The sequence below is a fragment of the Desulfatiglans parachlorophenolica genome (genome assembly GCF_055394735.1).
Map to the genome: position 1 here is coordinate 5,133,311 of NZ_AP042460.1, position 18,455 is coordinate 5,151,765.

Genomic DNA, 18,455 nt, shown 5'->3' on the forward strand with positions numbered 1-18,455 from the left:
GAATGGTTGATTCACTTTCCGGGGGGAGTATACCAGGATGTGACGCCGTGTCAAGGCGCACCGAAGCTGGAACCGCCGGCGGGGTCGAAAAGACATCCCGAACGAAGGTCCGGGTGGGGGTGGCCCGCGGGTGGCCTCAGGAGAGTTATCCCGTCACGGTCAGGGCCTTTTCGCGGGCATGTCTCCGAAGAAATTGGCGGACGAATTTGAGCGTCTGAAGCAGCGCCGCTTCTTCGTGCAGTTCCAACACCCACCAGGTGCAGAGTTGAAGCCGGCTCAGAAGCTCCAGGCGAGCTTCGAGGTCATCGATCTTCGATGGAGGCAGGTGCCCCTGGCTGGTTTCCGTGTGGTAGACGTGGGCGTTCAGGAAACGCTCGGGGTGGGGGCTGATGAAGTCTTCGATCTCGAAGATCTGAGATTTGATCGACGGGCTGACCCGGGCATGACCGATGTCCAGTGTGCCCCATGCGCCCGATTTGCGGATCAGCTTTTCATAGAGGTCCGGTCGACTGGTCCACCCCCATGCCAGGTTTTCGAGGCAGATTCTCACGTTCATGGCGCTGGCGATCTGAACCAGCTTGGTGAGACGCCGAATGGTTCGGTCCCAGGAAAGATGGTGGGTGGTGTTGCGCCCGAGTCCCACGTGGAGGGTCAGATAGTGTCCGTTCATTTTGGAGACGATTCGGCAGAGGTGCTGAAAGAGGATCATGGCGTTCTTGGCCCTTTCCTCGTCGGTATCTCCAAGATCGGTCTTGTGAAATGCACAATGGTAGCGCACTTCCAATGGGGCCAGACCCTGGATCGAGCGAAACAGAGCCGATTCTTCCGCCGGCGTTTGCGGGAGGTTTTCGGGGGTGAAACTCCAATCGATGCCGTCGAACCCATGTTCGAGGGCAAACGCCTTCAGGCGGGGGATATCCGCGATGAGGTTGCAGCAGGCCAGTTTCGGTGAGACCATGAGGAAGAGCCTTTATCTGAATAGGTCCGCAATCCGGTTATTTCGGGGTGTTTTCCACAGGGAGTGCCTGGTTTGCGGCAGGGGTGCACACCCTGTCCTTGTCCGGTTCGGAAATCTGGTCGTGCCTCATCGTCTTTTCCGGATAGACACGAACTCGTGTCTATCCGGAAAAGAGCATCCGGCACGACAAAGCTTCCAATCCGGGAATCAGGATCTTGGCCAATATCAAAGAAGTCAATCGGTTGCGCGGAGGCGACCTGGTGGTCGCCGCACGAGCAAACGTGCAGATTGACGCCGAGATTGGTCAAAAAGACCATTTCCGGACGGAAACTAAGTGTGGTCCCGCCCTGAAGGGGTGGGACTGCGCTCCGAGGCCGTCGCTGCGATCAGATCGGTCAGAAGCGCTTCCAAGTCGAGATCGAATCTCTCCGCCATGCATTGGATGGTGTCGAAGAGGGCCTCACAGCAGAGGCAGACGCCGGCCTTCTGGTCATAACGTTTGAAGACCGCTTCGGTTTCGCGATGCCTGGAGATGACATCCAGGACGACCATGTCGGAGCGGATGGGATCACGCATGATGTGCACCGTTTCATTTCCTTGCGGAAATATTTTTTCTTGTACCGTTTGAAGTCGGGCGGAAACGGGGCCGTCGACAGGGTGATCTTACAGGGGTGCATCCTTGGAAGAGTTTGATTTCCTTCGTATTGATCAATAAACCCCCGTTTCAGATCTTGGAGAATTTCCTGTTTTGTCGGCTGTTTTCGGATAGATAGTATCCATCCGGAAATGATTTCCCTATGGAACCCAGTCTTCAATCCGGAAATGAGGATTTTTGGCCAATATCAAGGAAATCAAGCGCTTGCGCGGAGGTGACCAGGTAGTCGCCGCACAAGCAAACGTGCAGATTGACGCCGAGATTGGTCAAAAAGACGATTTCCGGATGGAATCTAAACAAGGGTCGGGAGACCGGGTTGCGGGAGCCCCCCACCATCGCTATTATTAAAAGAGGTGGCTGAACGTTGGAATACATCTTGAGTCGGCTGATTTTCATCGTTTTAGAACACGGCTCATATCGACAAGGCTTTTTGGGCTGACATCAGCTTCGCGTGGGCGCGAGGCCGTTTTCATCAGACAATGATTGTGGAGCCCGGATACACTTCCATCCCGAAACAGGATCATTTTCGCCACGCTGATTCGCGACGTGTCGTTGTAGGAAAAACGGCTTGAGTTTACGTTTAAAAGATGAAAGAAACTTGTCCTACGACGTTTAGAATTATATTGTCGCCGCAATTTTGGATCAACAAAAATAACAAGAAGATATTATGCCAGGTATAGATTTTTTCTATAGAAAGGTTCCACCGGGAACGGATTATCCTGTACAAGCGAGTTTCCCACCCGGAAATGAGGGTTTTGCCCATATCAGTGACATCAAGCGGTTGCGAGGAGACGAGCTGCAGGTCGCGGCACGTGCAACCGTCCAGATCGACTCCGGGATCGGCAGAGAAGCCATTTCAGGATAGGAGTTGGGGATAAAGGGCGCTTTGCGTTGGCAGGGCAGGATGAGAGGAAATTCATGCGGGTGGTCATTCTTTATGACAACACGGCGGTGCTCCCTCACGTCGAAGCGGACTGGGGGTTTGCGTGTTTTGTGGAGACAGGCGGGAAGGGCATTCTGTTCGACACCGGCGCCGACGGGAGGATCCTGATGAAGAACATGCGTCTGTGCGGTGTCGACCCGGCCGTGGTGGATAGGGTGTTCATATCGCACGGCCACTGGGATCACACTGGAGGCCTCAGCGCCTTCAGGAAGATTCGGCGATGCCCTGTCTTTGCACCTGTTTCGGCGCTCCATCCGAGTGCCCCCCGGGATTTCATTCCGGTCCGTGATGCAGAGCGGATCGATGAGCATCTATACTCGACCGGGGAACTCGCAGGGATTGAGCAAAGTCTCGTTGTCGAGGAGGAGGGACGGTTCTATGTGGTGGTCGGGTGTTCCCATCCCGGGGTGTCTTCGATCCTCGATGAGGCCTCTCGGCGAGGCCCCGTCTGCGGGATCCTTGGGGGGCTTCACGACTGCCGGGATTTCGGCCGGCTGGGGGTGCTCGATTGGGTGTGCGCCACGCACTGCACCTTTTATCAAGACGAGATGAGGGCGGTTTTGGGTTCGAAGCTCGTTCCCGGCGGGGTTGGCAGGGAGATGGAGATATCCGGGGCGTGCTGCAAAGCCGGCACCGTTTCGCCGGGTGTTCCGCCGAAGGGGTGAGGCAGGGGGACGCAGGCAGGAACGGACAGGAAAGGAGCCTCTATTGTATCTCAGACGCACCTACCGTCGGGGTGCTTTCGAATATGCGATCGCGGAATCCTTCGAGGTCGATGGGGTTTGGCAGTACAGGGAACTTTGTCACCTGGGAGAGGATCCGGGAGCGTTCATCGAGTACCCGGGGGGCAACAGCTTCTATATCGATGAAGATCTCGAACGGGATCTCGAACGGGCGGATGTCCTCTTTTCGACCGATGAGCTGGAGAGGCTGTTTCTGCCTTTTCTGGATCCGGAGATCCGGCGGGTGGTGGATCTTTTCGACCGCGGAGGCTATAGCCCGAAGCGTCGGCGCACCTATTCGTCCCGGGAAATGGATGCCCTTCAAAAAGGTCTGCACTCCTTTGACAAGCGCAGGCTGCACTACCTGCGCTGCGGCCGTGTGGACATCGGTAACCTCGAAGAAAAGAGCTGGAAATTTCTGAATGTTCTTCTCGAGAAAAGCCGGGACGAGATCGAGCATATCCTCGAGGACATGGAGCGGCAGTTGCCGGAGCGGGAGATTCGGGCCTATCTGTTTACGGCCCTCCATCTCCAGACCCATTTCAGCCATCTCGTCAGCCGGAATCATCCCGGCATGCTGGACCCCGAGCGGGTGGATCACTTTTTCCTCGAGGACCTTTGCCGGCTGAACCGGGATGAACGCTTTTTCCGAGGGGTGCGGCGGGATGACCACAGCATCCTGCACCCTTACCTGAACCGCTATGTCATGCTCTATTTCGACCAGGGATGGGATCCTCACAGCGTGTGGGACGAAGATATCCAGGATTTCATCAGTCGCCATCGCCTGTACCGCTCCTCTCCTTCAGGCGCCCACGGTCTGAGTCCCGAGGAGGTGGGGGCGTGCCGGGAACTTGGATTGGAACCCCTGGTTTTCCGGACCCTGAGCAGAGGGGAAGTCGTGCAATCCTATCGCAGGAAGGCCTTGGAGGCCCATCCGGACACGGGCGGAGATCACGAGGCCTTTGTGCGGATCAAGGAGGCCTACGAATGCCTCATCCGGTTGAAGCATTAGCGCACATCCAGCGTGCAAGGGAAAGAGATCCAGACGATGAGCAGCCGCACCCATGAGCAACAGACGGAGATCATCCTCGACAGCATCGCCGACGGGGTTTTTACGGTAGATGCCCAGTGGCGGATCACCTCCTTCAACCGCAGCGCCGAAAAGATAACCGGCATTTCCAAAGAGGAGGCCCTCGGGAGGCACTGTTGGGATGTTTTCAGGGCCAGTATCTGTGAAAGCGAGTGTTCCTTGCGTCGAACCATGGAGACCGGCCGGCGGGTTCTGAATCAGGCCATCTTCATCGTGAACTCCGCCGGGGATCGGATCCCGGTCAGCATATCGACTGCGTTGCTCGAGGAAGAGGATGGACGGGTCATCGGGGGCGTGGAAAGCTTCAGAGATCTCAGCGTGGTCGAGGAACTCCGCAAGGAGCTCAGGGGACGGCAGTCCTTTTTCGACATCATCAGCAAAAACAAGGAAATGCAGCGTCTTTTCGGGGTGTTGGAGCAGGTTTCGGAAAGTGATGCCACGGTTCTCCTCGTGGGCGAAAGCGGGACGGGCAAGGAACTCTTCGCCAAGGCCATCCATTCGCTGAGCCCACGGCGAAACGGGCCGATGGTCGCCTTGAATTGCGCGGCCCTGCCGGACAGCCTGCTCGAATCGGAGCTGTTCGGCTATGAGGCCGGTGCGTTTACGGACGCCAAAAAGGACAAGCCCGGCCGTTTGGCGCTGGCGAAAGGAGGGACCTTGTTCCTGGACGAGATCGGCGATGTTTCACCCGCCCTCCAGGTGCGGCTCCTGCGCGTTCTTCAGGAAAAGACCTACGAGCCTCTTGGGGGGACTACCTCGCACAAGGCTGACGTACGGATCGTCGCGGCTACGAATCAGGAACTCGAGGAGTTGGTGCGGGACGGCCGGTTCCGGCAGGATCTCTATTACCGTATCAACGTGGTGAAGCTGCGTTTGCCGCCTCTGCGCAGCCGCAAAGAGGACATTCCCTTGCTTGTCGAGTACTTCATCAAGAAATTCAGCCGGCTTTCGGGCAAGGAGATCCAGGGGCTTTTGCCTGAGGTATTGCCGATCCTGATGGCGCACCATTTTCCGGGAAACATCCGCGAATTGGAAAATATCATCGAATATGGCACCGTCGTCTGCAAGTCCGGGTTCATAGGGCTGGAGCACCTCCCTGAATATCTCTTCCCCCGCAAGTGGCGGGCCCGGGACAATCCTTCCCAGAAGACCTTCGATCCGGAAATGTCGCTCGAGGACGTGGAGCGGAGTTTCATCCTGACGGCCCTCCGTGAAAAGAACTGGAACCGGAAAGAGACCGCACGGAAGCTGGGTATGCATCCTTCCACCCTGTGGCGCAAGATGAACAGGCTGAAGATAGATGCACCCCGCCAAGGAGGGAGACAAGACCATTCCAATGCGGCCGAGTAGGCTCGAAGATCCCCAAGGGGTGGATGGCCCCCGGGTCAAGGCCTTGCCAGTAATGAAATAAATGGATTTTAAAGGTCGAATAAGGAGGGTCCGCTTCGAATAGGCGGTCATTCCTTTTTCCGATGAGGTGCATTCTGCATAACTGATTGAAACCGATCATGTTGTTTGCTCCCGCCTTCTTGCAGTCCAATTCTGGAATCTTTTTCGTAGCCGATCGATCCTCTTGGTTTTTTCCATAGAACCGTTATCTCCGAATCAAAGCCTGCCAGGGGTTGAGCATCTGTTTATCGGATGGGCACCGGAAAGGTTCGGTCAAAAAACCCTTGACATTTGCGGAAAAGCCATATAAGGATACTAACCGTTTAGTATTTTTTAGCGACCGCAGCGAGGAGGGCCCTGTTTATCTTCGTGTGGTTGGTCTTGTGACTCTATCTTCAATATCTCAGGAAGCAGCTGTTCTGCTACCCATCATGATTCGGCGTCGAAAGGAGCAGGTATGAACTTCGAACTGAGCAAGGAACAGAAGGATATCAAGAAGGCGGCCCGTGAGTTTGCAGAGGGCGAAATCCGCGAAGTGGCCAAGGAATACGACCGCCGTGAAGAGTTTCCGAAGGATCTTTGGCGGAAGGCCTGTGAACTGGGCTTTGTGGGTGTTTACATCAAGGAGGAAAATGGGGGGGCGGATCTCGGGTTGCTGGAGTGCTGCCTGATTACGGAGGAATTCTGGCGGGTCGATCCCGGTTGCGGCTGTGTGCTTTTGTCCTCTTTTGGCGCGGAGACCTTGCAAAACCACGGTACGAAGGAGCAGAAGGAGAAATATCTTCCTCCAATTCCAGCGGGGGAAGCCATCATGGGGACGGCGGTCACGGAGCCGGATGCGGGCAGCGATATCTTCGGTGTGAGGACGACAGCCGTCAAGGACGGTGAGGATTACCTGATCAACGGATCGAAGATCTTCATCACGAACGGCACCATCGCCAATTATCTGGCGGTATTCTGCATCACGAATCCGGAAGCCAAAAACCGCTATGACCGCTACTCCATTATCATGATGGAGACCGATCGTGCAGGATTCGAGGCATCGAAGATCAAAGGAAAGCTCGGTATCCGCGCTTCCGATACGGCCGAACTCGCTTTCAGTGATGTCCGGGTCCCGATCGGCAATCTCATCGGTGGCAAAGAGGGGAAGGGCTTTGAACAGATCATGGAACTCTTCAATATGAATCGTGTCGTCGCGGCCTCTCAAGGGGTCGGTGTGGGGCAGGGTGCCCTGGATCAGAGCATTGCGCATGTCAAGAAGCGCCAGGCCTTCGGCAGCGCCATCGGAAAATTTCAGGCCGTCCAGTTCAAATTGGCCGAAATGGCGACCATGGTGGAGGCGGCCCGTGTATTGACGTATCAGGCTGCCTGGCTGTTGGACAATGGCAAAACGGATCCGAAGCTCATCGCGATGGCTAAATGGCTATCCGGCGAAACAGGCGTCCGCGTGACCGACGACGCCCTTCAGCTGCACGGCGGCTACGGCTACATCAATGAATACGATATCGAACGTTTTTACCGGGACGCCAAGATTGTCGAGATTTACGAAGCGACCAAGGAGATGGAGAAAAACACGATAGCCCGGCAGCTCCTGGGCAGATTCTAAGGAGGCGGAAATGGCGGTTAGAAAAGTCGGGATCCTTGGATGCGGTGCAATGGGGGCAGGCATTGTTCAGGTAGTGCTTCAAGGTGGATATGAGGTCATCGTAAGGGAAATGGATCAGGAAGCCTTGGCCAAGGGGGTGGCCGCTGTCGATGCTTCCTTTGAAAAACTGGTCAAAAAGGACCGCCTGACGGCGGAGCAGAAGGCCGGCTTTATCAAAAGCCTTGAAGGAACAGTGGATTTGCAGGGCCTTTCGGATTGCGATCTCATCATCGAGGCCGTTTTTGAAGACCTCGAGACCAAGAATGCGCTTTTCAAGGCGCTGGATGTGTGCTGCAAGACGGACACCCTGTTTGCCACCAATACGTCGTCTTTATCCGTTACAAGAATGGCGGCTGAGACGAAAAGGAAGGAGCGCTTTGCCGGGCTCCATTTTTTTTATCCGGCCCCCGTCATGCCTCTTGTCGAAATCATCAAGACCATTTCTCTCGCACCGGAAGCGCTGCAGGAGCTTCGGACGTTCGCGAAAAGCCTCAATAAGTTTCCCATTGTGGCCAAAGATAACGCGGGGTTTATCGTCAATCTGCTGCTGACCCCCTTTCTGCTGGATGCCATTCGGGCGGTGGCGAACTCGGTTGCCGGTGTTACGGACATCGACGCGGGTATCAAGCTGGGCCTTGGCCATCCTGTCGGGCCGCTGATGCTCGCGGATATGATCGGGCTCAATCTGATATGCAAGGCGGCCGATACGATGTTCGAAGAATACAAGGACCTTCGCTACGCGCCGCCGCCTCTTCTCAGAAAAATGGTGATCCTGGGATACCATGGGCAAAAAACCGGGAAGGGATTTTATGACTGGTCTGATCCGAAGAATCCCGTGCCGGTCAAACTGGATTTCTAATCCGTGTTTATCCGGAAATGGTCTTTTTTGCCAATCTCGGCGTCAATCTGCACGTTTCCTTGTGCAGCGACCTAGAAGTCGCCTCCGCGCAAACGCTTGATTTTTTTAATATTGGCAAAAAATCCTCATTTCCGGATGGATCATGACTTCATTGCACAATGTTATCGTTTCGAAGGAGGTTCGTATGAATGAACCGGAAATGCTGCTCGATAAGAATCAAGGTGTTTGGACGATTACCATAAATCGCCCTTCGCACATGAACAGCTTCAATAAGTCCGCCCTTCAAAGGCTTGAGGAATATCTACGTCTTGCAAAGGACAGCACAGACTGCTCAGTCGTCGTTATTACGGGGCAGGGGCCCAAGGCCTTCAGCAGCGGAGCGGATGTCCATACCTTTCTCGAGGAAAAGAAACGGGCGCTCGGGGTGGACTGGTCCAAGTTCGGGCAGGAGGTGTTCGGCATGCTCGACGAGATTGGCAAACCCTCGATTGCGGCGGTCAACGGGATCGCATTCGGCGGGGCGTTCGAACTGGCATTGGCCTGCACCTTTCGCATCGCTTCGGAAGACGCCCGGTTTTGTTTTCCTGAAATCAATCTGGGTTTCATACCCGGTTGGGGGGGGACGCAGCGGGCAACTCGGCTGCTGGGGTCTGCGGTGGCGCTGGAGTTGATCCTCAGCGGTTCTGTGATCGATGCCTCCAGGGCCTTGTCCCTTGGGATCGTGAGCCAGGTTGTTCTCGGTGATCAACTCATGGAGGCTGTCCGGGGGTTCGCGCTGAAGATGGTCGGGAAGCCGCCTCTGGCGGTTCGTTTCGCTTTGGAAGCGGTGCTTGCGGGGCAGACCCTGCCACTCAGGGAGGGTTTGAAACTGGAGGCGGGCCTCGCCGCCATGGCTGTCCTCAGCGAGGACGGGCAGGAAGGCATCGAGGCATTTTTTGAAAAGAGGAAACCTGTATTCAGAGGGTGTTGAGGGAGGATAAAGTGAAAGAAGAGGTTTATGTCGTTGGGGCAACACGAACACCGATCGGTTCGTTTGGCGGATCATTGAAATCGTTTTCGGCCACCGATCTTGCGGTAACGGTGATCCAATCGGTGATTCAAAGAGCCGGTCTCGAAAAAACGATGGTCGATAAAGTCTACTTTGGGAACTGTTTTGATCCGTTGGCGAACAACATCGCGCGCATTGCTGCGGTGAAATCCGGCTTGCCTTTGCATACTGCAGGGATTGCGGTTTCATCGACCTGTGGATCCGGGATGCAGGCGGTGGCATGTGCCCTGCGCGCCATCCGAGACGGTGAGGGCGATATTATGGTGGCTGGCGGGGTCGAGAGTATGTCGAATGCGCCCTATATCTCCAACAGTAACCGTTGGGGTCAACGGCTTCGGCATACGGAGCTGTATGATCTGGTCTGGAAGGCGATGCAGGAATATCCCCTGGGAGCGGGCATGGGTGTCACGGCCGAGAATGTCGCGGCTAGAGATAAGATTTCCAGAGAGGATCAGGACCAATTGGCCCATACGAGCCAGTCGCGCGCATTGGCGGCGATCAAGTCCGGAAGATTCAGGGAGGAAATCACCCCACTGGAGATCCGGCAGCGAAAAGGGGATGTAAAGGTCGTCGATACGGATGAGCACCCGAGGGAGGTGACACTCGAGCAGTTGGCCAAATTGCCGGCCGCCTTCAAGCCTGGAGGATGTGTCACGGCGGGGAATTCCTCCGGAATAAACGATGGCGCCGCCGCCATGGTCCTGATGAGCCGTGCCAAGCTCGAAGAAACCGGAATCGAGCCTTTGGCGCGTATCCTGGATACAACCGTCGTCGGGGTCGACCCGGATTATATGGGTGACGGCCCCGTGCCGGCCACAAGAAGATTGCTGGAGAGAAACGGCCTCAAGCTCTCCGATATCGAATTGATGGAAGTCAACGAGGCGTTTGCGGCCCAGTATTTGTCATGTGAGCGTGCATTGGGGCTCAACCGGGAGATCACCAATGTCAACGGCAGCGGTATTGCCCTTGGGCACCCCGTGGGCTGCACGGGCTGCCGGATCATGGTGACACTTCTGCATGAGATGCGGCGGCGGAACGTTAAATTGGGTTTGGGCGCGCTCTGCGCCGGGGGAGGGCAGGGATTTGCAACCTTGATGGAAACGGTGTAGCTCATTTCCATCCGGAAATGATCTTTTTTGCCAATCTCGGCGTCAATCTGCACGTTTGCCTGTGCGGCGACCTAGAGGTCGGTTTCGCTCAATCGCTTGATTTTCTTGATATTGGCAAACCGTGGCCCACCGCGAAGCGGTGGGACTCAGCACGCGAAGCGTGTGAGGAAAAAATCCTCATTTTCGGATTGGAAACGGGGTTGTACCGGGAAATTATTTCCGGATGGACACTGGACTATACTGAAAAGGGAACTTTCGGCTGGTGGATGAGTTGCATGCGTATTACACGCTCTTTGGAATTGGTCTTAGCCGATTTCTTGAGGCAGGAAGGGAAAGGAGGTGATGTTGTCAGGTTCAGAAGCAGATTTTTAACCGGTGAATGAAGATCAACCCTCAACTTGAAGCCCATGGAGCTGACCTCCAGCCTCGTCAGAAGGAGGAATTTATGAGAGGAATCAACCTGGCAACCTACCTTGAACATACGACCACTGCCCATCCAGACAAAATCGGTTTGATATTCGATGACCAGCAATGGACCTTTCAACAAATCAACGAAAATGCGAGCCGCATCGCTTCAGGTCTTGTTGAACTCGGAGTGAAAAAAGGCGAGCGTGTCACGCTCTTTCTCCCCAATATACCGGAATTCTTCTTCTGGTTTTTCGGCATAGTGAAAGCCGGAGCGGTAGTCAATCCACTGAATGTCATGTTGAAGCAGCGGGAACTGGACTATATCGTCCATGATTGCACACCGCAGCTGATAGTGACGACCGCTGATCTTGTAGCCGAGCCCATGAAAATTATTGAAAAAGCCGGTGACAACGCTCCGAAGATCATGGTGATTGGAGCGGGAACGGAGGGAGGAGCGCTATCTTATGATAAGTGGATTCAGGACCAGGGGGTGGATTTCGATTCGGTTCCAGTGGGGAAGGACGATCTTGCCGCAATCCTGTACACCTCGGGAACGACCGGCAAACCCAAAGGGGTGATGCTGACCCACAACAATCTTTGGACGAATGGGCGGCATTGCGCTGATTGGGCGGAAACGACGTACAAGGATACCACAGTGTGCGCCCTGCCTCTTTTCCATTCCTACGCTTTGACCCACGTCATGGCGGAGCTTTGGTTCGTTGGGGGGACTTTAGTGTGGTTGGGCCGATTCGATCCGGAGGGCTGCCTGCAGGCGCTCGCGAAACGCAAAGCGACCGCGTTTCACGGGGTGGCGACCATGTACTACGCTATTATGAGTCACCCAAAGGTGGACGAATATGCGGCAAGGATCCACTTACGCTACTGCGTAACGGGCGCGGCGGTAACCCCGGAGCCCATTTTGAAGGCCTGGAATCAAAAATTTACCCCGTTGAGCGAAGGATACGGCACAACGGAAGCGGCACCGGTCGTTCTCATGAACCCGCTCAGCGGGAGAGGGATCCAGAAGGCAAACTCATGCGGCGTGCCGATTGTGCCGGAGATTGAAACGGCGATCTTTGATGAAAACGGGACCCGGGTAAAACCTTACGAGGTCGGGGAATTAGCTATCAGGGGCCCTAATATTATGAAGGGTTATTGGAACAATCCGCAGGCGACTGCAGCCGTTATGAAGAATGGTTGGTTTCACAGCGGTGATATGGGATATGTTGATGAAGATGGTTATTGTTACATCAAAGACCGTAAAAACGATATGATCATTACGGGTGGCTTTAATATTTATCCAAAAGAAATGGGTGCGGCTCTTTTAGAACGACTTTGAGCAGCATTTTTCATCGTATGTTATCAAACATTTGAACGGAAATATTTCCCTTATTTAATGATCTTCAGATGACTACGGCTACGTTCGGGAGCGTGTGTTGGCTTGATTGTGGAGGGTACGATGCCACCGGCGTAAAAGCTTCGATGGTTTCTTTCATATTCCTGTACTTCATGAAATTCCCAGTACTCATCAAAATCGTGGCTGGAGCGCAATGCACGGAGACGCAACACGGCCTCGGCCCCGTTCAAGCTCCATCGGGCGCCAGTCACTTCCATGCGATCTTTGACCAGATGGCGACAAGCGCCTTCAATGACTCCCGTAGCAATGGGAAATCCTTGAGCAAGGTAATCGTTGTATTTCAGATAGGGTCCATAGGTGAGCAGGTAATTGGCGCAGACATCGACGGGTTTGCGTTCTGGCGGGGTAAAGTCTCGCAATGTGGCGCTGCGGCGTATGCCTCCAGCAACATACCCGGCCTTTCCCCGCAGGATTTCAAGAAGCCGCACGCGAACCCAATTTTCCAGCTTTTCACCGGACTCGGAGTGAAACGCCCTGCTCGCACTCCAAAGATACTCTGTTACATGAACGAAATCGAGAATGATGGTCAGATCGATACCTCTCTCTTTGGCTATGCGGCGCAGGAGGCGAATCTGGGTCTTATTGCCGTCAACCAGTGCCACCCACTTCTTTCGATGCCCGGGATCCCGACAAACTGCCTCCTCGAACGCTTTTTCGATCACCTCTTCCGGGGTCTTCTCCAGACTCGCCCAAACCCGTTTTCTCTCAGGCCGGGGGCGAGGCAGCTCGACACGTTCAGAGTCGGTTTCGGGAACCAGGTCCTCCGGTTTACGCACAAAGGGCGCAATCGTGTAAACGGCGGCCACAGTAGCCATGCGCTTGGCGTTTTTCTTCTCCCCCTTGGAAAGCCTCGCGCCCATCTTGTGCTTACGCGCCTTGGCGGCCTTACGGGTTTGCTCTCGAAGATCCTCCGTCCGCATCACTACCCCTTTGCCATCGACGCTTATCACCATAATCGAGTCATTTTCTTCAACCACTGCCGATTGTGCTTGACGGGTCTCGTAAAAAGCATCGAAGTCCTGGGCTGCAAGCCTGACCAGTTCCTCGATCTGACGCTTCGGGACATGACCTCCAGTGATTTTACCGATGCTCTCGAAGGTCTCGTCAAAGGAGCTCCTTGCAGCTTTTTCTGCCACACGGCGGCTCAGTTCAAGGGAATACTTTTTGTCGGGCAAATTGAGCTCGGCATCCAGCGGATGCAGACTACGGCTCCCCTCCTGGCCGTAGCCCGCGCGTTTTATCGAGACCGTGCCGAAAATCGTCTCGAACTCTCGCTTCTGAAGCCTCGCCCGCGGCCGCTTGACGCCATCGGAGCCCTGAACGGGTTGTGCACTTTCTCCAGGACCCCGGGATTCCAAATGCTCCTGCAAGAGTTTGCGCATCAGTTCCCGACCCATCTTCTCGAGCTCCCGTTCAATCTCACTATGGGTCATCGAGCGAACCTCCTCGGAATCCAGGCGCCCAACCATTTCTTCAAACCCCTGCCTCGACTGCTCATAAAAGCGCTCCCGGGACGACAATACGGCCAATGCATTCATCGTTCCTTACCCTCCGAAGCCGTCTCGGAGCCTTATCGCTGCATCCTTGACAAGTGGGTAGACCATCACGGTTTTCACTTCCGCTCCATGACGCTGATGGGCGCGGTCCATCCGGCCTCGACCACTGGTTTCCCCCAGAACGATAAAGTTGGCGGCCCGGTAACACCCTCCGTGAAACCGTTCCCGGTCCACCAGCGTTTCCACCAGCCAGGGATCGATCCCATAATGATCCCGCCAGTCCTTTCGCAGTCGCCGAAGCACGCAGGAGAGCAACGCACTGGCCAGATTGCGTATTCTTGGCAGCACCAACAGCCGGCTGTTGTTCACAATCCGTTGAAGACTTCGCTCCCGTGCCGCATCGTCCCAGCCGATCCATCGATCCCTGACCCTCATCCGCCAGGCCGGGCTGGAAAACTGTACGCATCCGACCACTTGCCGTCCTGGCTTCATCACGTAGACCAGGTATTGAAGCCTCGCCCCGAACGGCATGGCATATCCCAGGTAGTGGTGCCGGCTCACAAGATCCTTGAAAAGACTGCGCTGTTTCTGGCTCTTCACCACCTCCACATCCAAGGGCAAAAACGACTCCACACTCCCCGCCAGTCCGGCCCATGGTTGCTCGCCTGTCTGGGGCGCAATGTGCCGCCTCGTGCCTTTCTTCGGTCCAATCTGCCGAGCTTCCGGAAGTTTCAAAAACCCCTGGCCTTCCAGCCGTTCCAAAAAGTCCAAACATTCGCAAGCTTTCAGTCCGCCATTGGCTCGGCGCCACTCCAGCAACTCGCACACCGTATGCGAGAGTTCGGTTCGGCTGATTCCTGCACAGGTCTCGACCACTTCTTGCATCAAAAAAAGCTCTTCGCGCGTAAACTCCCGACCACAGAATCGCTGATTGTCTATTGCGGTGATCATCCCAGTCCTCCTTTACCATTTTTCCATAACAAAGAAATGGGGCAAAGTCCAGCAAAAAATGATCATCTCCGCAAAAAAGTGCTTTCATCGTTGTCCCGAGCTATTGCCCTTGGGAGATCTAGAAAAAAGGGTATATCGTCTCCCCGATATGCTATTTCATCCACAAACAACCAATGCCTAGGCTTGCACAGTGCCTAACTCGCTATGATTGTTATTTTTTAGCGTGGTTCCAAAAGAGCCGCACCCAAAAGAAATTGAAGATTTACTCTATACTCATCCTGCCATAGCAGAAGTACAAGTCGTAGGAATACCAGATTTGGCAAAAGGTGAAATTGCTGTGGCCTGTATTGCTTTGAAGACTGGGCAATCGGTTACTGAAGAAGAAATTATACTGTTTTGCCGCAGTAACATCGCCAATTACAAAGTCCCCAAGCGTGTCCACTTTATGAAAGAACTGCCAAAAACTGTTACTGGAAAACTAGAAAAAGTTAGCCTCAGGGCTATTTTAAAAGACAGTAATTAGCATAGCTTTATGAATATGCACAAAATGGATAGGTCTAAAAAGTATAGTTGTCAATGATACAATATGGAAAAGGAGTTGAAAAAATGAAAAAAGCGATCTGTTTGCTGGCAGTATTGACGATGGTAGTGATTTGTTCAATTGGGACTCATAATGCTCTAGCGGCTGATAAGATTCAAATGGGATTGTACAGCATAGCCCCGCCGTTTTCCCCGGTCAATACAGCGATGGAAAAGATGAATGCGTATCTGAAAGAGGAAGGCAAGGGGGCTATTGAAGTTCAGTTGTATCCATCCGGGCAGTTGGGTGCTGAGAGTGCCGGCCTCAACAAGCTCCAGATCGGGGCGGTCCAGGCCGGAGCCATCACAGGAGTGGCTATCTCCACCATAGAGCCTAAAGCGAACATCTTGATGATGCCTTTCGTAATCCGGAGTTGGGAAGATGTGGAAAAACTTGCCAACAGCAAGATGATGAGTGAAATTGGTCTTTCTCTCGAGAAAAAAGGCCTGAAACTGATGGGAATTGGGAGCTACGGATTCTTTAATATTTTGTCTGTCAAGAAGCCTTTGGTGAAGCCGGCGGACTTCCCCGGAGTAAAGATCCGCGTGTTTCCGACCCCGGTATTGGTAGATCTATACAAGATTCTAGGTGCTTCGCCTACCCCGATCGCTTTCCCAGAAATATACACGGCTCTTCAGCAAGGAGTGATTGAAGCCACAGACGGGACGCTGGATAGTTCTCATGCCAGTAAACAGTATGAAGTTGCAAAGCATCTCACAAAGACCGAGCATATTCATGGCTGGTTTCTATACCTCGTGAATAAGGCTTGGTTCGATTCCTTGTCGACCGACAATCAGAAATTGCTGAAAGATGCTTTTGCCAAATTTTCCGCTGTGGCGAGAGTTGAAAGCAAGGCATACGACGATAAAATTTTCAAGATTTACGAAGATGCCGGTGTTGAAATTATCACCCTCTCTGAAGATCAGAGAAATGCCTTTAAAGAGATTGCGAATCCTATTCATGATAAGTATCGAGATGTTATAGGCGAAGATTTTCTGAATCGTTTCTATGAGGAAGTGGGTTTTACAAAGTAATTGTTACCTTGTTTCCATCCGGAAATGGTCTTTTTGGCCAATCTCGGCGTCAATCTGCGCATTTGCTTGTGCGGTGACCTACAGGTCGCCTCCGCGCAAACGCTTGATTTCCTTGATATTGGCCAAAAATCCTCATTTCCGGATTGGAAACTGGGTTCTACCGGGAATTCATTTCCGGATGGAAACTACCTTACCAAAAGATGGAACATGGGGTTTCCCATGTTCCATTAGGAGGGGAGGTCATATGTTGTCTGGATTGATGAAATGGATATCCAAAATTGAAAAATCAGCGATCGTACTGCTTTTTGCGTTCAATTTGGTTATATTATTTATAACTGTAATTTATAGATATGTATTGAATAACTCGCCAACGTGGCCGGAAGAAGCCAGCCGATATGTTATGATATGGATCATATATTTGGGAGTTTCACAGTCTATAGAAAAAAAGACCGAAATTCGTATCGACGCACTACAGCGATTTATAAATAAAAATTGGTTTAATGTATTTACTGAATTTTTCGCTATTTTCGTTTGTTTGGTAATTTCTGCAATGCTTTGCTACTATTCATATGATTTTACTAAAATATTGCATCAAAGTAGTTCGTTTGCAGCTTCCTTCTCCATGCCGATGTACCTCATCTATGCCATTATCCCTGCAACGACATTTCTTATGTTTGTGAAATACTTGTCGAGATTAGTGTCTCTTTTTAAAAACTGATTGCCAGCGAATGCGATACCATTTCGGCTGCACCGAATGAAAAGCCACATTCATTAAACCTTAGCCAGAAGGTTATCATATGGAGACAATAGCTTTAGTCATTGTCCTATTGGGCAGCTTTTTGCTGACAGTACCGATTGGATTGGCATTTATTGCAACGACTATCATTTTGATGTTGCTCTTTACCAATTTGCCTTATCTTATGGTTGCAGAGGGCTTGTTTTCGAAGTTGGATTCGTTTCCTCTAGAGGCAATCTTGTTTTTTATTTTGTTGGGCAATATTATGAAGGAGGGTAAATCCTCCCGATATTTGATTGAATTTACTAAAGCATTGATGTACCGGATTCCAGGGGGGTTAGGCATCGCCGGCATTACCGCCTGCGCGATTTTCGGGGCCATTTCAGGGTCGGCGACTGCGACGGTCGTAGCGATTGGGGCCATCATGGTCCCGGCGATGACCATGGCGAGATACGAAAAGGCGTTTGCCGTGGGATTGCTGACGACGGCCAGCATCCTGGGTGTCATCATCCCGCCGAGCATCCTGATGATCCTCTATTCCGTTGTGGCGAATGTCTCCATGGCCAAGCTCTTCCTGGGAGGATTTGTGCCCGGCATTATTCTGGCGATCGCTCTTTCCATTTACACTGCGGTCGTGTGCCGTAGACATGGATATGGGGTACAACCAGGAAAGAATGATCCCATCTTCGGTTCAGACGGTCTATTCAAGCCATTTAAAAACGCCTTCTGGGCACTTGCCCTCCCGTTTCTCATCCTGGGTGGGATTTACGGGGGCGTTTTTACTCCGACTGAAGCTGCTGTCGTTGGTTGCGTTTATGCATTGATCATCGAATGTTTCATGTATCGCACATTAAATATTAAATCATTTGTCGGTGGATTGAAGATATCCGGTATCACTACGGGGGCTCTGCTGATTACTCTCGCCGGGGCTTGTATATTTACAGATTATTTGACCTTGAAACAAATTCCGCAGGACCTGTCCGCCTTTGTAGTAGAAAATATTCATTCGCAATATGTTTTCTTACTGCTCATCAATATATTTTTCCTGTTTCTTGGGACTTTTATTGATCCGCTTTCCGCAATAATAGTCGTCACCCCCTTGCTGATGCCCACTGTGGAAGCGCTGAATATCGATCCGATATTTCTTGGAGTGATTTTGACCATCAACCTGGGGATAGGTTATTGTACACCGCCTCTGGGGGCCAATCTATTTGTCGCCGCACTGGTGATGGATGAGGCCTATTCAAAAATAGCCATTGCTGTCGTTCCAGCTATTTTGATCTGCTTGTTAGTCCTTGCATTATTGAATGTATTTCCTTCTATTGTTATGGTGTTGCCTAATCTGTTTATGTAAATTGATATTGTTTGCTTATATTGCTGAATTTATGTCGTTTTCATTGATGAATGGTTTTCGG

General features: G+C 52.8%; 20 protein-coding genes. 15 read left to right on the top strand and 5 right to left on the bottom strand.

The window, feature by feature from the left end; genetic code table 11:
- Nucleotides 1-145: 145 nt before the first annotated feature.
- From ACZ500_RS23810 to ACZ500_RS23820, 3 genes are read right to left on the bottom strand one after another with little or no spacing between them, the layout of a single operon-like run.
- Entirely contained in the window at nt 146-958 is an 813-nt protein-coding gene (locus tag ACZ500_RS23810) for a TIM barrel protein (protein WP_464229917.1), read from the bottom strand.
- Entirely contained in the window at nt 904-1,275 is a 372-nt protein-coding gene (locus ACZ500_RS23815) for a hypothetical protein (RefSeq protein ID WP_464229918.1), read from the bottom strand. Before ACZ500_RS23815 ends, ACZ500_RS23810 begins: the two co-directional genes overlap by 55 nt.
- A gap of 13 nt (nt 1,276-1,288) precedes the next feature.
- On the bottom strand, nt 1,289-1,534 hold the full coding sequence (locus ACZ500_RS23820) for a hypothetical protein (protein WP_464233112.1): 246 nt from the start codon (nt 1,532-1,534) through the stop codon (nt 1,289-1,291).
- Between the two features lie 997 nt (nt 1,535-2,531).
- Here ACZ500_RS23820 and ACZ500_RS23825 point away from each other — a divergent pair.
- The 10 genes from ACZ500_RS23825 to ACZ500_RS23870 all read left to right on the top strand — a co-directional run bounded on the left by ACZ500_RS23825 (nt 2,532) and on the right by ACZ500_RS23870 (nt 12,165).
- On the top strand, nt 2,532-3,221 hold the full coding sequence (locus ACZ500_RS23825) for an MBL fold metallo-hydrolase (protein WP_464229919.1): 690 nt from the start codon (nt 2,532-2,534) through the stop codon (nt 3,219-3,221).
- Between the two features lie 43 nt (nt 3,222-3,264).
- Complete coding sequence (locus tag ACZ500_RS23830; protein ID WP_464229920.1) at nt 3,265-4,290, top strand: J domain-containing protein; 1,026 nt, start codon at nt 3,265-3,267, stop codon at nt 4,288-4,290.
- Nucleotides 4,291-4,326: 36 nt separating this feature from the next.
- On the top strand, nt 4,327-5,718 hold the full coding sequence (locus ACZ500_RS23835; protein ID WP_464229921.1) for a sigma-54 interaction domain-containing protein: 1,392 nt from the start codon (nt 4,327-4,329) through the stop codon (nt 5,716-5,718).
- A gap of 496 nt (nt 5,719-6,214) precedes the next feature.
- Nucleotides 6,215-7,363, top strand: a complete 1,149-nt coding sequence (locus tag ACZ500_RS23840; protein WP_464229922.1) for an acyl-CoA dehydrogenase family protein — start codon at nt 6,215-6,217, stop codon at nt 7,361-7,363.
- Between the two features lie 10 nt (nt 7,364-7,373).
- Complete coding sequence (locus tag ACZ500_RS23845) at nt 7,374-8,261, top strand: 3-hydroxyacyl-CoA dehydrogenase family protein (protein WP_464229923.1); 888 nt, start codon at nt 7,374-7,376, stop codon at nt 8,259-8,261.
- 17 nt (nt 8,262-8,278) lie between these two features.
- Nucleotides 8,279-8,407 carry a hypothetical protein gene (locus tag ACZ500_RS23850; RefSeq protein ID WP_464229924.1) on the top strand — a complete coding sequence of 43 codons (129 nt, stop codon included), beginning with the start codon at nt 8,279-8,281 and terminating at the stop codon, nt 8,405-8,407.
- Between the two features lie 38 nt (nt 8,408-8,445).
- Complete coding sequence (locus tag ACZ500_RS23855) at nt 8,446-9,231, top strand: enoyl-CoA hydratase/isomerase family protein (protein ID WP_464229925.1); 786 nt, start codon at nt 8,446-8,448, stop codon at nt 9,229-9,231.
- An 11-nt stretch (nt 9,232-9,242) separates the two neighbouring features.
- A complete protein-coding gene (locus ACZ500_RS23860) occupies nt 9,243-10,418 on the top strand; it encodes a thiolase family protein (protein ID WP_464229926.1) in 1,176 nt (391 codons plus the stop codon).
- Between the two features lie 17 nt (nt 10,419-10,435).
- Nucleotides 10,436-10,801, top strand: coding sequence for a hypothetical protein (locus ACZ500_RS23865; RefSeq protein WP_464229927.1), 366 nt, complete (start codon nt 10,436-10,438; stop codon nt 10,799-10,801).
- A 62-nt stretch (nt 10,802-10,863) separates the two neighbouring features.
- Entirely contained in the window at nt 10,864-12,165 is a 1,302-nt protein-coding gene (locus ACZ500_RS23870; RefSeq protein WP_464229928.1) for a class I adenylate-forming enzyme family protein, read from the top strand.
- A 50-nt stretch (nt 12,166-12,215) separates the two neighbouring features.
- On the opposite strand, the gene ACZ500_RS23875 is transcribed toward ACZ500_RS23870, so the two are convergent.
- Nucleotides 12,216-13,781, bottom strand: coding sequence for an ISKra4 family transposase (locus ACZ500_RS23875; protein ID WP_464229929.1), 1,566 nt, complete (start codon nt 13,779-13,781; stop codon nt 12,216-12,218).
- 6 nt (nt 13,782-13,787) lie between these two features.
- Nucleotides 13,788-14,690, bottom strand: coding sequence for a DUF4338 domain-containing protein (locus ACZ500_RS23880; protein ID WP_464229930.1), 903 nt, complete (start codon nt 14,688-14,690; stop codon nt 13,788-13,790).
- Between the two features lie 208 nt (nt 14,691-14,898).
- Between ACZ500_RS23880 and ACZ500_RS23885 the strand changes: the two genes are divergently transcribed.
- The 5 genes from ACZ500_RS23885 to ACZ500_RS23905 all read left to right on the top strand — a co-directional run bounded on the left by ACZ500_RS23885 (nt 14,899) and on the right by ACZ500_RS23905 (nt 18,394).
- Complete coding sequence (locus tag ACZ500_RS23885) at nt 14,899-15,213, top strand: AMP-binding enzyme (protein ID WP_464229931.1); 315 nt, start codon at nt 14,899-14,901, stop codon at nt 15,211-15,213.
- An 83-nt stretch (nt 15,214-15,296) separates the two neighbouring features.
- Entirely contained in the window at nt 15,297-16,304 is a 1,008-nt protein-coding gene (locus tag ACZ500_RS23890; RefSeq protein WP_464229932.1) for a TRAP transporter substrate-binding protein, read from the top strand.
- A gap of 24 nt (nt 16,305-16,328) precedes the next feature.
- Nucleotides 16,329-16,535 (top strand): hypothetical protein, encoded by a 207-nt coding sequence (locus ACZ500_RS23895; RefSeq protein WP_464229933.1) that lies wholly within the window; start codon nt 16,329-16,331, stop codon nt 16,533-16,535.
- Between the two features lie 28 nt (nt 16,536-16,563).
- Complete coding sequence (locus tag ACZ500_RS23900; RefSeq protein ID WP_464233113.1) at nt 16,564-17,022, top strand: TRAP transporter small permease; 459 nt, start codon at nt 16,564-16,566, stop codon at nt 17,020-17,022.
- Between the two features lie 79 nt (nt 17,023-17,101).
- Complete coding sequence (locus ACZ500_RS23905) at nt 17,102-18,394, top strand: TRAP transporter large permease (protein WP_464229934.1); 1,293 nt, start codon at nt 17,102-17,104, stop codon at nt 18,392-18,394.
- Nucleotides 18,395-18,455 lie beyond the last annotated feature (61 nt).

What these genes read in the sequence shown, in the direction of transcription:
- ACZ500_RS23810 (WP_464229917.1), bottom strand. Translation starts at nt 958, where the DNA reads ATGGTCTCACCGAAACTGGCCTGCTGCAACCTCATCGCGGATATCCCC.
- ACZ500_RS23815 (WP_464229918.1), bottom strand. Translation starts at nt 1,275, where the DNA reads ATGGTCTTTTTGACCAATCTCGGCGTCAATCTGCACGTTTGCTCGTGC.
- ACZ500_RS23820 (WP_464233112.1), bottom strand. Translation starts at nt 1,534, where the DNA reads ATGCGTGATCCCATCCGCTCCGACATGGTCGTCCTGGATGTCATCTCC.
- ACZ500_RS23825 (WP_464229919.1), top strand. Translation starts at nt 2,532, where the DNA reads ATGCGGGTGGTCATTCTTTATGACAACACGGCGGTGCTCCCTCACGTC.
- ACZ500_RS23835 (WP_464229921.1), top strand. Translation starts at nt 4,327, where the DNA reads ATGAGCAGCCGCACCCATGAGCAACAGACGGAGATCATCCTCGACAGC.
- ACZ500_RS23840 (WP_464229922.1), top strand. Translation starts at nt 6,215, where the DNA reads ATGAACTTCGAACTGAGCAAGGAACAGAAGGATATCAAGAAGGCGGCC.
- ACZ500_RS23845 (WP_464229923.1), top strand. Translation starts at nt 7,374, where the DNA reads ATGGCGGTTAGAAAAGTCGGGATCCTTGGATGCGGTGCAATGGGGGCA.
- ACZ500_RS23850 (WP_464229924.1), top strand. Translation starts at nt 8,279, where the DNA reads ATGGTCTTTTTTGCCAATCTCGGCGTCAATCTGCACGTTTCCTTGTGC.
- ACZ500_RS23855 (WP_464229925.1), top strand. Translation starts at nt 8,446, where the DNA reads ATGAATGAACCGGAAATGCTGCTCGATAAGAATCAAGGTGTTTGGACG.
- ACZ500_RS23865 (WP_464229927.1), top strand. Translation starts at nt 10,436, where the DNA reads ATGATCTTTTTTGCCAATCTCGGCGTCAATCTGCACGTTTGCCTGTGC.
- ACZ500_RS23870 (WP_464229928.1), top strand. Translation starts at nt 10,864, where the DNA reads ATGAGAGGAATCAACCTGGCAACCTACCTTGAACATACGACCACTGCC.
- ACZ500_RS23875 (WP_464229929.1), bottom strand. Translation starts at nt 13,781, where the DNA reads ATGAATGCATTGGCCGTATTGTCGTCCCGGGAGCGCTTTTATGAGCAG.
- ACZ500_RS23880 (WP_464229930.1), bottom strand. Translation starts at nt 14,690, where the DNA reads ATGATCACCGCAATAGACAATCAGCGATTCTGTGGTCGGGAGTTTACG.
- ACZ500_RS23890 (WP_464229932.1), top strand. Translation starts at nt 15,297, where the DNA reads ATGAAAAAAGCGATCTGTTTGCTGGCAGTATTGACGATGGTAGTGATT.
- ACZ500_RS23895 (WP_464229933.1), top strand. Translation starts at nt 16,329, where the DNA reads ATGGTCTTTTTGGCCAATCTCGGCGTCAATCTGCGCATTTGCTTGTGC.
- ACZ500_RS23900 (WP_464233113.1), top strand. Translation starts at nt 16,564, where the DNA reads ATGAAATGGATATCCAAAATTGAAAAATCAGCGATCGTACTGCTTTTT.
- ACZ500_RS23905 (WP_464229934.1), top strand. Translation starts at nt 17,102, where the DNA reads ATGGAGACAATAGCTTTAGTCATTGTCCTATTGGGCAGCTTTTTGCTG.